Source organism: Pseudomonas sp. 18-147 (assembly GCF_051048045.1).
Taxonomy (GTDB): Bacteria; Pseudomonadota; Gammaproteobacteria; order Pseudomonadales; family Pseudomonadaceae; genus Pseudomonas; species Pseudomonas aeruginosa.
Genome location: NZ_CP182296.1, coordinates 167284 through 179004, shown reverse-complemented (window position 1 = coordinate 179004; position 11721 = coordinate 167284). Strand labels below are relative to the sequence as shown.

Below are 11721 nucleotides of genomic sequence, written 5' to 3'. Positions count from 1 at the left end.
TTGTACGTAGTGACTTATTTCGGACGAAACATCCATAACTCACAAAAAATGGACATTTTTCGACCTGACCAATGAGAGCGACCAACATGCGACCACTGCGACCTGATTAGTTCTTTGGCTGACTCATGCTTCGCTCCCATACGCGTCCGTATTTTTCCGTAACTCGACGACCTCGCCCGCTGGGCATGCTTTCTCGCGCTTTTTCCGGTGATTTTTCCCCAGGCGCAGTCTCCCGCAAGGAGGAACCGGCATGGATTCGCTGAAAGGCATGGCGATCTTCGCCACTGTGGTGGACAAGGGCTCGATGGCAGCCGCGGCCCAGAGCCTGGGCATGACCCCTTCGGCAGTCAGCCAGCAGATCCGCAAGCTGGAGAGCCGCGCCCAGGTCACTTTGCTGCATCGCACCACCCGCCGGCTGACCCTGACCGAGGCCGGCGAGGCGTTCTATCGCAGTTGCGCGCAGATGCTGGCGATCGCCGAGGAAGCCGAGCGGCGGCTTGGCGAATGGCGCGATGCGCCGGTGGGCGAGTTGCGCCTGGCGGCGCCGGTGGGGTTCTCCGGCACGCTGATCACCCAGGCGCTGAAACCGTTGCTGGAGAACCACCGCCAGTTGCGCCTGCAACTGTTCTTCCAGGACGAGCGCATCGATCTGGTCGCCGAGCGCATCGACCTGGCGATACGCGTCGGCAATCTCGCCGACTCCAGCCTGGTGGCGCGCCACCTCGGCGACTGGAGCAGCGTGCTCTGCGCGGCGCCGGCCTATTTGCGCCAGCGGGCGCCCATCAACCGTCCGGAGCAGTTGACCGAGGTCGACTGGATTTCCCTGAACACTTCGAACCACCTCAACCACCTGACGCTCAGCGGGCCGGGCGGGGAAGTCTGCAAACTGCGCCTGGAGCCACGGGTGGCCGCCAACGGGATGCTCGCGGTGCGTCAGTTCACCCTCGACGGACTCGGCGTGTCCTACCAGCCGCTGCCGGAGGTACGCGACGCGCTGAACGACGGGCGCCTGCAACAGCTATTGCCGGAGTGGAGGATTCCCCGGCTCGGCATCTATGCGGTGACGCCACGGCGCGAGGCCCAGCCGGCCAAGGTGAAGGTCGCCATCGAGGCGCTGCGGCGAGCGTTCGCCACGGACGGGGATGAGCGCTGGAGCTGACCGACGGACTGCCGGCCAGCTCCAGGTACCGTCAGGAGAAGCGGCCGAGGGTCAGGGTGACCTCGCCGATGTCCGTGCCCGTAGCGTTGCCGCCGCTGGTGATGCCGGCATAGTCCGCCGATGCCGGCGTGAAGCTCCAGGTGTTGGTGGCGCCGGATTTCCACGGGTCATCCCAGCTGAAGGTGCCCATCTTGGTGTTGCCGTCGTAGCAGTCGAAGCTGCCCTGGGTGCCGGACGAAGCGTTCTCCCGTCCGCAGGAGGCGATCCATTGCGGGCTGCCGGCCTGCACGTTCATGCTGCTGACTTCCTCGGTGGAAATCTCGTCGTCCTTGTTGGTGTAGCGGTAGAACTTGCCCCATTGCAAGGTGGCGTTGCGGATGCCCACCGTGCCGATGGATTTGGATACCACGACCTTCACTGCGATCCATTCTGCGTATGCCATGTCGATCTCCGTTAACCATGCGTTCACAGCTTCCTGTAGGACGTCACGGACAGGACCGGGCGCTCACAACGGACCCTTGGCTACTTCGACCAGCACGGCGCCATCCCTGACCCGCTTCACTATAGGCTGGCCACCAGCCACCACCGCCTGCCAGATCTGGTAGGCGGCGGCCGGGGAGGTCAGGCCCTCCGGCGTTTTTCCCCGCGAGGGGCCTTCATGCCGAATGCCTCGCGCAGGTCGGTGGTGGGTGGCGGCAGGAAGCGCATGCGGGCGAACAGGCCTCGCAGGTAAGCGTCCATCAGCGCAGCCGCCGCCGCGCTGTCGCCGTCCTCCAGGGCATCGAGCAGGGCGCGCTGCGCGGCGCAGGCCTCGGCGGTATAGACCGCCCCCTTGTTCAGCGCGATGTCCAGCGAGGCGCGTGCCACCAGGCCACGGACGAAACCCTGCAGCAAGGGATTCTCGGTCAGTTCGGCCAGGCGCAGGTGGAAGCGCCCGGCGAGACGGATCAGCCCGGCGCTGTCGCGGGCCGCGAGGCAAGCCTGCTCCTCGTCGACCAGCGCCCGTAGCTCGGCAAGGGCGGCGGGATCCAGCCCCGCGGGCAGTTGCCGCACCACTTCGCTTTCCACCAGCAGGCGCGCGTCCAGCACCTGCCGCGCCTGGCGCTCGTCCGGGCGGGCGACGCTGGCGACCTCCTTCGGCGGCATCACCACCGCGCCGTCCTCGGCGAGACGGGTGAGGGCACGCTGGATGGTGCCGTTGCTGACCCGGAAGATCTGCCCGAGGGTTTCCTTGCTCAGCTTGGCGGCCGGCGCCAGGCGCTTTTCCAGGATTGCCGTGTAGATGCTTTCGTAGACGAAATGGCTGGTGGGGCGCAGCGCGGCGCCCTGCTGGGTACGTGCTTCGAATCCGACCATGTTCACACCTGTCGAGTCGTGCTTGTGGGCCTTCGCAGGCGGCGGACGAAAGCCGTCCGGGCGCCGCGACGGTCCCGGGTTGGAACCCTGGCGCGGGCGATCAGACCTGCGGCAAGCGCAGGTCGATGTTCAGGCGCGCGCCTTCGTTGAGGATGTGCTGGCGCATCGCCTGGCTCGCCCGCTCGCTGTCGTGCTGGCGGATCGCACGGAGGATGGCGTCGTGTTCCTGGAGGATCTCCTCGGCGTATTCCGGCTGGCGGCGCACCAGGTTGTCGCTGCGTTCCAGGGCGCTGCCGATCTGTTCGGAAACGCTGAGGAAGATCGGGTTCGAGGTGAGCTTCACCAGGCGCCGGTGGAAGGCCGTGTAGGCCTCAACCAGAGCCTGCGGGTCGCCATCCTCGACCGCTTCGCGCAGGTCCAGCAGCAACAGCCGCAGTTCGCTGATCTCCGCCGCCCCGGCGCTCTGCGCGACGATGCCGACGATGAACGGCTCCAGCGCATAGCGCAGTTGCAGGACGTCTTCCATGGTCGCCTCGCCGGGCGCCGCGACCTCGCGCAGCGGTTCGCTGCGTTCGAGGACCATCACGCCCTTGCCCGGCAGCGAACGGACCACGCCCAGGGTCTCCAGGACCATGATCGCCTCGCGCAGGCTCGGCCGGCTGATTTCCATCTGTTCAGCCAGCTCGCGCTGGCCGGGCAACATCTGGCCGGCGACCCAGCGACCCTGCTCGATGGTGTCGAGCAGGCGCTGGGCAACCGCGTTGACCAGCTTGGACGAAGAAAACATGTCGCCTCCCTTTACTTGCCAATCGGACGTGCAACGCGCCTCGGCGCGTCAGCCATGCAGCTTGCCTTCCCCGGCCACCGCGCTGCGCTTGAGCGGCTCGCCGTCGGCCTTGGCCGGCGCCTCCAGGCGCCCGTCGAGTATGGCCTGCGCGCGCGGCATATCGATGTCGTTTTCCCAGCGGGCGATGGTCACGGTGGCCACGCAGTTGCCGATCAGGTTGGTCAGCGCGCGGCCGATGCCCATGAACCAGTCCACCGAAAGCACCAGCACCAGGCCGGCCACCGGGATCGCCGGCACCGCGGTGAGGGTGGCGGCGAGGATCACCAGGGCCGAGCCGGGAATGCCGTGGGCGCCCTTGGAGGTGACCAGCGAAACCAGCAGGATGGTGACCAGGTCGGTCATCGCCAGCGGCGTGCCGGTGACGTGGGCGATGAACACCACCGCCAGGGTCAGGTAGATCGAGAATCCGTCGAGGTTGAACGAGTAGCCGGTGGGAATCACCAGGCCTACCGTGGAGCTGCGGATGCCCATGTGCTCGAGCTTGCGCATCACCTGCGGCAGCACCGCGTCGGAGGAGGCGGTGCCCATCACGATCAGCAGCTCTTCGCGGAAGTAGCGCAGGAACGGCAGCATGCGCACCCCGGAGAGACGCAGGACGCTACCGAGCACCGCCATGACGAAGACCAGGCAGGTGGCGTAGAACACCAGCACCAGCGCGCCCAGGTGGCTGAGCGAGTCGACGCCGTAGCGGGCGGTGGTGAAGGCCACCGCGCCGAACACGCCGAGCGGTGCCAGGCGCACGATCATGCCCATGATGCGGAACACGATGTGGCTGAACTCGTTGATCAGGCGGGCCACGCCGCTGGCCTGCTCGCCGACCAGGTTCAGGGCGCTGCCGAACAGCACGGAGAACAGCAGGACCTGGAGGATGTCGTTCTCGGCGAAGGCGCTGAACACAGAGGTCGGGATCAGGCCCATGAGGAATGCCACGGGGCCGTGGATCTCCTGGGTGCGCCCGGTATACAGGGCGACGTCGCCGGCGGGCAGTTCGTTGAGATGGATGTTGGCGCCGCTGCCCAGGCCCAGGCTGTAGGCGACCACCAGGCCGAGGACCAGGGCGATGGTGGTGAGGATTTCGAAGTAGATCACCGACTTCAGGCCGATGCGGCCGACCTTCTTCAGGTCGCCGGCGCCGGAGATGCCGTTGACCACCACGCAGAAGACGATCAGTGCGATGAGCATCTTGATCAGCTTGATGAAGCCATCGCCCAGCGGCTTCATCTGCACGGCCAGGTCGGGAATGCCGACCCCGCAGATCACGCCTATCACCAGGCCAATCACGACTTGCAGGAATATCGAGCGGGAACAGCGCTTGATGAACATCGCAGGAGTCTCCATTCGGCGCTTCCATCGGGCCTCGCGGAGGCGGGCGATGAACGCATTTTTATTGTGGTATTACCGGTCTGACCAGTTCAGCCTATACGCAAAGAAGTCAGCCTGACAAGCCGCTATCGGCGGGCGCGACGAATGGCCAGGAACGACGGCACGCGCGGGCCGCAGCCGGGAGGAGGGCGCTCGGATGGCGCAAGGCGGCGGGCCAGAGCGGCTCGCCGCGGGGAAGGGGAGGTCAGCCGGCGAGGGCCTCGGCGACGAAATCGAGGCGATCCTGGCCGAAGAACAACTGGTCGCCGACGAAGAAGCTGGGCGCGCCGAAAACGCCGCGCCGCACCGCCTCTTCGGTGGTCGCCTTGAGCCCCTCCTTGACCTGCTCGTCGCCAACCAGGCGGAGGAACTCATCCGGATCGAATCCAGCCTCCGCCAGCACCTGGGCGACCACCTCGGGCTTGCCGAGGTTCTGCTGTCGTACCCACAACGCTTCGAACACCGCTTTCAGGTAGGGCTGGAACCCTTCGCCGCCGAGATAGCCCTGGGCGCCGCGCATCAGCGTCAGGGTGTTGATCGGGAAGGCCGGGTTGAAGGCCAGCGGCACGCCGTAGCGTTTCGCATAGCGCGCCAGGTCGTGGAGGGTGTAGCGCCCCTTGGCCGGCACCTCGATCGGCGAATGGTTGCCGGTGGCCTTGAACACGCCGCCCAGCAGCATCGGCCGCCAGGCGATGCTCGCGCCATGGGCGGCGGCGATGCGCGGCAGTTGGGTCCAGGCGAGGTAGGTGGTGGGACTGCCGAAGTCGAAGAAGAACTCGATTTGCTTGCTCATGCGTGGCTCTTTCCGTGGCGGGGATCAGAAGGTTTCCATCCAGGGGCGCAGGTCCAGTTCGTGCACCCAGCAGTCGCGCGGCTGGCAGTGGATCTGCCAGTAGGTCTCGGCGATGTGCTCGGGATCGAGGATGCCGTCCTGCTCTTTGCGCTTGTACAGCTCGGGCAGGGTTTCGCGGATGAAGTCGGTGTCGATGGCGCCGTCGATGATCGGGTGGGCGACGTGGATGCCCTTCGGCCCCAGCTCGCGCGCCATGCTCTGGGCCAGGGCACGCAGGGCGAACTTGGCGCCGGAGAACGCGGCGAAATGCGCGCGGCCGCGCAACGAGGCGGTGGCGCCAGTGAAGATGATCGTTCCGCGCTGCCGCGGCAGCATCACCCGCGCCGCCTCGCGGCCGGTGAGGAAGCCGCCGAAGGCGGCCATCTCCCAGACCTTGCGATAGACCCGTTCGGTGGTTTCGGTGATCGGGAACCAGACGTTGGCGCCGACGTTGAAGATCACCGCCTCCAGCGCACCGACCTCACCCTCGATGCGGGCGAAGAGGTCGATCACCTGCTGCTCCTGGCGTGCGTCGCAGCCGCAGGCCAGAGCCTCGCCGCCTTGGTCGCGGATGGCCTGCACCAGCGGCTCCAGCTTCTCCGCGTTGCGCCGGGCGACGCACGCCACGTAGCCCTCGCGGGCGAACCGCCGGGCGATGGCGCCACCGGTGGCGTCGCCGGCGCCCATTACCAGAACCGCTTTGCGCTGGGTCATTGCAGAGGCCTCTCTTGTTAGTTCTTTTTTAGAACCCAATAGAGACGATAGTTAGTTCTTAAAAGGAACTTGTCAACTGGCAAGGGCTCGAGTGATATCCGCGCACCAATTACTCTGCCTGTCCCGGCCTGCCCGGCACGTCCTCTCCCTGAAGAGAGGGGACCGGTCGGCGGAGCCTGGTACGACAGCGTCCTTCCTGCCGTAACGCCATCGGCGTTTATCCGCCGATTCACGTCGGCGGCCAGGCCTGGAACGCTCAGCCGCGCCGCAGCAGGCGCCCCTTCCAGAACAGCCCCTCGCGTACCGTCACGTCCCGCGCGTGCAGCGGCTCACCGCATTCGGAACAGACCAGCACGCCATGCATGTGCTGGCCGCAATGCTTGTGCACATGCTCGAGTGGCGGCCCCTCGACGCCGGCGAGGTGGCGGTCGCCCCAGTTCACCAGGGAAAGGATGGCCGGGTACAGTTCCATCCCTTTCTCGGTAAGCCGGTATTCCTCGCGCAGCGGCCTTTCCTGGTAGGGCACCTTGGCCAGTATCTCCGCTTCGACAAGGCGCTTGAGGCGGTCGGCGAGGACGTGGCGGGTCACGCCGAGGCTGCGCTCGAAGTCGTCGAAACGGCGCACGCCGAGAAAGCAGTCGCGCAATACCAGCAGGGTCCAGCGATCGCCGAGGATCGCCAGCACCCGCGCCAGCGAACAGGGTTGCTCGCTCAGTTCTTCCCAACGCATGAGACACCTCCAGCCGTTCGGCAAAGGATAGCCGCGTGGGTTCTGAAACGAAACCGACCGGCCACGCCTTTCCAGCGGCCCGCCGCCCATGGCATAACCGCGTTCCTGTCCCCTGTCCCGGAATCCCGACCATGTCGCTCGACTGGACCTGCAAGCACCACGCCGACCTCACCCTGAAGGAACTCTACGCACTGCTGCAATTGCGCACCGAGGTCTTCGTGGTGGAACAGAAATGCCCCTACCAGGAAGTCGACGGCCTCGACCTGGTCGGCGATACCCATCACCTGATGGCCTGGCGCGACGGCCAGTTGCTCGCCTACCTGCGCCTGCTAGACCCGGTTCGCCACGAGGGCCAGGTGGTGATCGGCCGAGTGGTCAGTTCCTCGGCCGCGCGCGGCCAGGGGCTCGGTCACCAGTTGATGGAACGCGCGCTGCAGGCGGCGGAGCGCCTCTGGCTGGACACCCCGGTATACCTCTCGGCCCAGGCCCACCTGCAGGGCTACTACAGCCGCTATGGCTTCGTCGCGGTCACCGAGGTCTACCTGGAAGACGACATCCCGCACATCGGCATGCGCCGGGCCTGAGGCCCGGAACGCCGCGGACGGTGGGGGGAGGGAAGGGAATCAGGCCTGCGGCTTGAGCACGCCGGGCAGTTGGGCTTCCAGCTTGGCGTTGTTCAGCGGCGCGCGGATGAAGCCGTGCTGCTCGCCGTCCGGGCCGATGATCACCAGGTTGCCGCTGTGGTCGACGGTGTAGTTGGGCTTGCTGGTGTCGGCGGGGATGTAGGGGATGCTCATGGCGTTGGCCAGCTTCTGGATGTTCTCCGGAGTACCGGTGAGCCCCTGGAAGCCGGCGTTGAAGTAGCCCAGGTATTGCTTGATCTGCTGCGGCGTGTCGCGGTTCGGATCGACGCTGACGAATACCACCTGCAGGTCGTCGCGCACCTCCTGCGGCAGCTTGCCCTGCAATTCGCGGAGCTGGGCGAGGGTGGTCGGGCAGACATCGGGACAGAAGGTGTAGCCGAAGAACAGCAGGTGCCAGCGACCCTTGAGACTGGCGGTGCTGACCGCCTGGCCGTCCTGGTTGGTGAACTCCAGCGCCGGCACCTTGCGCGTCTGCGGCAGGATCACGATGCCGGCGTCGAGCAGCACGGTGGGATCGGCCTGGCGCTGGGCGGTGAGCACCTTGTGCACGGTGAGGCCGAGGACCAGGGCGACCAGGGCGACGAGGACGAGGACGGTCTTGTTGACTCGAGTCATGGGTGGGCAAGGCTCTAGAGTGGGATCAGAGAAGCAGCTTCAGCGGCAGATAGTGGTCCACCAGCAGCGCCATGAACAGCAGGAACAGGTAGACGATAGAGTACTTGAAGGTCTTTATCGCCGCATGTGGCCGGCTGTCACAGTAGAGCGCCCAGGCCCAGTCGAGGAAGCGCGCGCCCAGGGCCAGGGCGCAGAGCAGGTAGACCAGCCCGCTCATGTGGATGACGAACGGCATCAGGCTCACCGCGAACAGCACCAGGGTATAGAGCAGGATGTGCAGCTTGGTGTAGCGCTCGCCGTGGGTCACCGGCAGCATCGGGATGTCGGCCTTGGCGTATTCGTCCTTGCGGTGGATGCATAGCGCCCAGAAGTGCGGTGGGGTCCAGGCGAAGATGATCAGTACCAGCAACAGCGGCTCGGCGCTCAGGTGGCCGGTGATGGCGACCCAGCCGAGCAGCGGCGGCGCCGCCCCGGCGAGCCCGCCGATGACGATGTTCTGCGGCGTGGCGCGCTTCAGGAAGCCGGTGTAGAGCGCCGCGTAGCCGAGCAGCGAGGCGAGGGTCAGCCAGGCCGTCAGCGGGTTGGTGAAGGCCAGCAGCACGGCCATCCCGGCCAGCGCCAGGAGCAGCGCGAAGCCCAGCGCCATGCTCGGCGACACCCGACCCTCGGCCAGCGGCCGCTTGTGGGTCCGCGCCATGATCGAGTCGATGCGCCGGTCCACCACATGGTTGACCGCCGCCGCCGCGCCGGCACAAAGGCCGATGCCGAGGTTGCCGAAGATCAGCACCTGCCAGGGCACGAAGCCATCCAGCGGCGCCTTGGTGGCGAGCAGCATGCCGATCAGCGAGGTGATCAGCATCAGCACCACGACCTTGGGCTTGGTCAGTTCGAGGAAGTCGCGCCAGGTCGGCTGGCTGTGGCGATCGATGACGGTGGCCATATCCTTACCTCCATCCTTCTGTCTGTCAGGCGGCCTTCAGCCGCGAACCTTGCGCCGGCGGCAGCGTGCGGCGCACGCGCTGCGGCGACGGTGCCGGCGCGCGGACGCTGGCCGGCGCGCGCAGGCGATAGTTGACCAGCACCAGGCTGAGCAGCAGCAGGGCGCCACCGCCGTTGTGCGCCACCGCCACCGGCAGCGGCAGGTGCAGCAGCACGTTGCTGATGCCCAGGCCGATCTGCAGCGACAGGCCGAGCAGCATCAGCGCGGTCGGCCAGACCAGGCCGCTGCGCTGCAGGCGCCAGGCGAGCAGCAGGAGGACCAGGGTCACGCACAGCGCGCCGATCCGGTGGGTCATGTGGATCGCCGTGCGCGCGTCGCTGTCGAGCTGGCCGCCGAGGTAGTTGGGGCCGATGTGCTGGGTCAGGTGGAAGCCGTTGGCGAAGTCCATCCGCGGCCACCACTCGCCATGGCAGGTGGGCAGGTCGATGCAGGCCACCGCCGCATAGTTGCTGCTGACCCAGCCGCCGAGGGCGATCTGGCCGATCACCAGGAGCAGGGCCAGCCCCGCCAGTCCGCGGGTCGCCGCCGGGTAGCGCCGCGCCGCGAAGCGTCCGGAGAGGCGCAGGGCGAGGAGAAAGAGCAGCGCCAGGGTGGTGAAGCCGCCGAGCAGATGGGCGGTGACCACCTGCGGCCAGAGCTTGAGGGTCACCGTCCACATGCCGAAGGCGGCCTGCGCGATCACCACCGCGAGCAGCAGCAGCGGCAACTTCAGCGGTTGGCCGTCGCGCCCGCGGCGGACCAGCGCATGCAACGCCAGGCCAAGGATGAGCAGGCCGAGGGCGCCGGCGAAATAGCGGTGGATCATCTCGTTCCAGCCCTTCTGTGCCTCCACCGGGGCGTCGGGGAAGTGCAGTTCGGCGTGGGCCAGTTGCGCCTCGCTCAGCGGCACGTGGACGAAGCCGTAGCAGCCTGGCCAGTCCGGACAGCCGAGGCCGGCGTGGGTCAGCCGGGTATAGGCGCCGAGCAGGACCACCACGGCGGCCAGCAGGGTCGCCAGCACGGCGACGGTGAAACCGGGTTTGCGGGTTGCGCCTGTCATTCGCGGGCCCCTTTTTCTTGTCGTTCTGTCCTCATCGGGCCGGGAACCGCGCCGGCCACGCCGATCAACCGATATGCGAGAGCTTGAGCAGCAGTTGCACGTCCTTCAGCAGCTTCTTGCCGTTGGCCTTGGCGTCGTAGCGCAGCACCAGGTTGCCGTGCGGGTCGACCACCCACAGCAGCGGCCGCTCGCCGCCGCCGGCCTTGTCGTACAGGACAGGGTCCAGGCCGTAGCGCTGCAGGCGCGGGTAGTCCTGCCTCACCAGGTTGGCGAAGTCCGCCGGCAGCTCGCCACTGGCGGCCAGGGCGTGGCCGGCGCGCGAGGCTTCGCGGCCGAGGGCGATGTTGACCTGGCGGGCCAGGTAGACCAGTTGCTGGCAGTCCTCGCCGCAAGTACCCGGCGCGGTCACCAGCAGTTGCCACTGCTCGCCCTGGCTGCGTCCCTGCACGCCGAGGTCGGCGGGGGTCTGGCCGTTGCCGATCAGCGCGCCGCTGTAGCTGCGCCCCTGCGGAACCCAGAAATTCCATTTGTACATGGCGCTGGCGAGCAGCATCGGCCCCACCACCAGGCCGATGATCGCCAGCAGTTGCAGGCGGCCACGGGCGCGGCGCGGACGTTCAGGCATCGGAATCGCGAGACTCATGGTTTTTCTCCCGTGCGCGGCGCACACCGAGGTAGAGGTAGAGGGCGAGCAGGGCCGTCGCCAAGGCGAACCACTGCACGGCGTAGCCGGTGTGCCGCTCCGGCGGCATCGAGACCAGGGGCCAATCGGTGTCGAAGCTGGCGTCGCCCGCTTCCAGGCGGATTTCCCAGGGCAGCCCGGCGCGACCGAAGGCCTGCCACAGCGCCGGGATGTCGAGCTGGGTCACCAGGCGCGGCCAGCCGCCGGCCGGCGCGTCGGCCAGGTGCAGGCCGCCGGGTGGCGGCAGGTAGGTCCAGGCGTCGAGCAGGAGGACGCGGTCGGGGGTTTCCAGCGTCGGCGGCGAGCGTCGGTCAGTCCATGCGACCCAGCCGCGGTTGACCAGCAGCCAGAGGCCGCTGGCCTGGTCGTAGAAGGGTTGCAGCACCTCGACCCCGGCCTGTCCGTTGCGCAGCCGGTTATCCAGCAGCAGCGTATGCCGCTCGTCGAAGCGGCCGTGCAGGCGCACGCGGACGTACGCCGGGTCGCGCAGCCCCTCTAGCTGCCCGGGCGACACCGGCTCGGCGCCGCGCCGGGCCTCGTAGCTGGCCAGCAGGGCGCGCTTCTCGTCGGCCCGCTGCAACTGCCAGGTGCCCAGCCAGAGCAGTACCGGCAGCAGGCCGAGGACCACCAGGGTCGGCAGCAGGCCGGGGCGGAACGCGCCACGCATGCTGCGTCTGTCATTGCGTCCGGCCTCCCCGAGGCGCTGGCTATACTGCATGAATCCCCCCATCGCCGGAGTCC

The 11721-nt window shown here is 67.4% G+C and carries 14 protein-coding genes; 2 read left to right on the top strand and 12 right to left on the bottom strand.

Translation table 11 applies throughout. From position 1 onward, the window contains the following. The first annotated feature begins 250 nt into the window (after nt 1-250). Nucleotides 251-1159, top strand: a complete 909-nt coding sequence (locus tag ACM0M4_RS00805; RefSeq protein ID WP_023132709.1) for a LysR family transcriptional regulator — start codon at nt 251-253, stop codon at nt 1157-1159. Nucleotides 1160-1190: 31 nt separating this feature from the next. Here ACM0M4_RS00805 and ACM0M4_RS00800 read toward each other — a convergent pair whose 3' ends face one another. The 7 genes from ACM0M4_RS00800 to ACM0M4_RS00770 form a co-directional block, all read right to left on the bottom strand. After that, the gene (locus ACM0M4_RS00800; protein WP_003101225.1) at nt 1191-1601 is read right to left on the bottom strand and encodes an aegerolysin family protein; all 411 of its coding nucleotides are present in this window, start codon (nt 1599-1601) and stop codon (nt 1191-1193) included. A 179-nt stretch (nt 1602-1780) separates the two neighbouring features. Then, nucleotides 1781-2515, bottom strand: coding sequence for a GntR family transcriptional regulator (locus tag ACM0M4_RS00795; protein ID WP_003117208.1), 735 nt, complete (start codon nt 2513-2515; stop codon nt 1781-1783). Nucleotides 2516-2615: 100 nt separating this feature from the next. Continuing rightward, nucleotides 2616-3302, bottom strand: a complete 687-nt coding sequence (locus ACM0M4_RS00790; protein ID WP_003083762.1) for a FadR/GntR family transcriptional regulator — start codon at nt 3300-3302, stop codon at nt 2616-2618. A gap of 48 nt (nt 3303-3350) precedes the next feature. Further along, nucleotides 3351-4700 (bottom strand): C4-dicarboxylate transporter DctA, encoded by a 1350-nt coding sequence (locus tag ACM0M4_RS00785; RefSeq protein WP_003119513.1) that lies wholly within the window; start codon nt 4698-4700, stop codon nt 3351-3353. Between the two features lie 229 nt (nt 4701-4929). Then, entirely contained in the window at nt 4930-5517 is a 588-nt protein-coding gene (locus ACM0M4_RS00780) for a 2-hydroxychromene-2-carboxylate isomerase (RefSeq protein WP_003119512.1), read from the bottom strand. A gap of 24 nt (nt 5518-5541) precedes the next feature. Further along, on the bottom strand, nt 5542-6270 hold the full coding sequence (locus ACM0M4_RS00775; RefSeq protein ID WP_003083755.1) for an SDR family oxidoreductase: 729 nt from the start codon (nt 6268-6270) through the stop codon (nt 5542-5544). Between the two features lie 256 nt (nt 6271-6526). Beyond that, nucleotides 6527-7000, bottom strand: a complete 474-nt coding sequence (locus ACM0M4_RS00770) for a winged helix-turn-helix transcriptional regulator (protein WP_003083753.1) — start codon at nt 6998-7000, stop codon at nt 6527-6529. Between the two features lie 131 nt (nt 7001-7131). On the opposite strand from ACM0M4_RS00770, the gene ACM0M4_RS00765 reads away from it, so the two are divergent. Next, nucleotides 7132-7584, top strand: coding sequence for a GNAT family N-acetyltransferase (locus tag ACM0M4_RS00765; RefSeq protein WP_009314933.1), 453 nt, complete (start codon nt 7132-7134; stop codon nt 7582-7584). 39 nt (nt 7585-7623) lie between these two features. Here ACM0M4_RS00765 and senC read toward each other — a convergent pair whose 3' ends face one another. The 5 genes from senC to ACM0M4_RS00740 form a co-directional block, all read right to left on the bottom strand. Continuing rightward, nucleotides 7624-8259, bottom strand: coding sequence for a cytochrome c oxidase copper chaperone SenC (senC, locus tag ACM0M4_RS00760; RefSeq protein WP_003083748.1), 636 nt, complete (start codon nt 8257-8259; stop codon nt 7624-7626). Nucleotides 8260-8284: 25 nt separating this feature from the next. Further along, nucleotides 8285-9199 (bottom strand): heme o synthase, encoded by a 915-nt coding sequence (gene cyoE, locus ACM0M4_RS00755; RefSeq protein WP_003083746.1) that lies wholly within the window; start codon nt 9197-9199, stop codon nt 8285-8287. A gap of 25 nt (nt 9200-9224) precedes the next feature. After that, complete coding sequence (locus ACM0M4_RS00750) at nt 9225-10298, bottom strand: COX15/CtaA family protein (protein ID WP_003117203.1); 1074 nt, start codon at nt 10296-10298, stop codon at nt 9225-9227. 64 nt (nt 10299-10362) lie between these two features. Next, on the bottom strand, nt 10363-10941 hold the full coding sequence (locus ACM0M4_RS00745; RefSeq protein WP_004346934.1) for a hypothetical protein: 579 nt from the start codon (nt 10939-10941) through the stop codon (nt 10363-10365). Next, entirely contained in the window at nt 10916-11710 is a 795-nt protein-coding gene (locus ACM0M4_RS00740) for an SURF1 family protein (protein WP_019371305.1), read from the bottom strand. Before ACM0M4_RS00740 ends, ACM0M4_RS00745 begins: the two co-directional genes overlap by 26 nt. Nucleotides 11711-11721: the final 11 nt, after the last annotated feature.

Coding starts and splice junctions, on each gene's coding strand:
- cyoE (WP_003083746.1), bottom strand. CDS start 9,199: ATGGCCACCGTCATCGATCGCCACAGCCAGCCGACCTGGCGCGACTTC.
- ACM0M4_RS00785 (WP_003119513.1), bottom strand. CDS start 4,700: ATGGAGACTCCTGCGATGTTCATCAAGCGCTGTTCCCGCTCGATATTC.
- ACM0M4_RS00805 (WP_023132709.1), top strand. CDS start 251: ATGGATTCGCTGAAAGGCATGGCGATCTTCGCCACTGTGGTGGACAAG.
- ACM0M4_RS00795 (WP_003117208.1), bottom strand. CDS start 2,515: ATGGTCGGATTCGAAGCACGTACCCAGCAGGGCGCCGCGCTGCGCCCC.
- ACM0M4_RS00790 (WP_003083762.1), bottom strand. CDS start 3,302: ATGTTTTCTTCGTCCAAGCTGGTCAACGCGGTTGCCCAGCGCCTGCTC.
- ACM0M4_RS00765 (WP_009314933.1), top strand. CDS start 7,132: ATGTCGCTCGACTGGACCTGCAAGCACCACGCCGACCTCACCCTGAAG.
- ACM0M4_RS00800 (WP_003101225.1), bottom strand. CDS start 1,601: ATGGCATACGCAGAATGGATCGCAGTGAAGGTCGTGGTATCCAAATCC.
- ACM0M4_RS00745 (WP_004346934.1), bottom strand. CDS start 10,941: ATGAGTCTCGCGATTCCGATGCCTGAACGTCCGCGCCGCGCCCGTGGC.
- senC (WP_003083748.1), bottom strand. CDS start 8,259: ATGACTCGAGTCAACAAGACCGTCCTCGTCCTCGTCGCCCTGGTCGCC.
- ACM0M4_RS00770 (WP_003083753.1), bottom strand. CDS start 7,000: ATGCGTTGGGAAGAACTGAGCGAGCAACCCTGTTCGCTGGCGCGGGTG.
- ACM0M4_RS00750 (WP_003117203.1), bottom strand. CDS start 10,298: ATGACAGGCGCAACCCGCAAACCCGGTTTCACCGTCGCCGTGCTGGCG.
- ACM0M4_RS00780 (WP_003119512.1), bottom strand. CDS start 5,517: ATGAGCAAGCAAATCGAGTTCTTCTTCGACTTCGGCAGTCCCACCACC.
- ACM0M4_RS00775 (WP_003083755.1), bottom strand. CDS start 6,270: ATGACCCAGCGCAAAGCGGTTCTGGTAATGGGCGCCGGCGACGCCACC.
- ACM0M4_RS00740 (WP_019371305.1), bottom strand. CDS start 11,710: ATGGGGGGATTCATGCAGTATAGCCAGCGCCTCGGGGAGGCCGGACGC.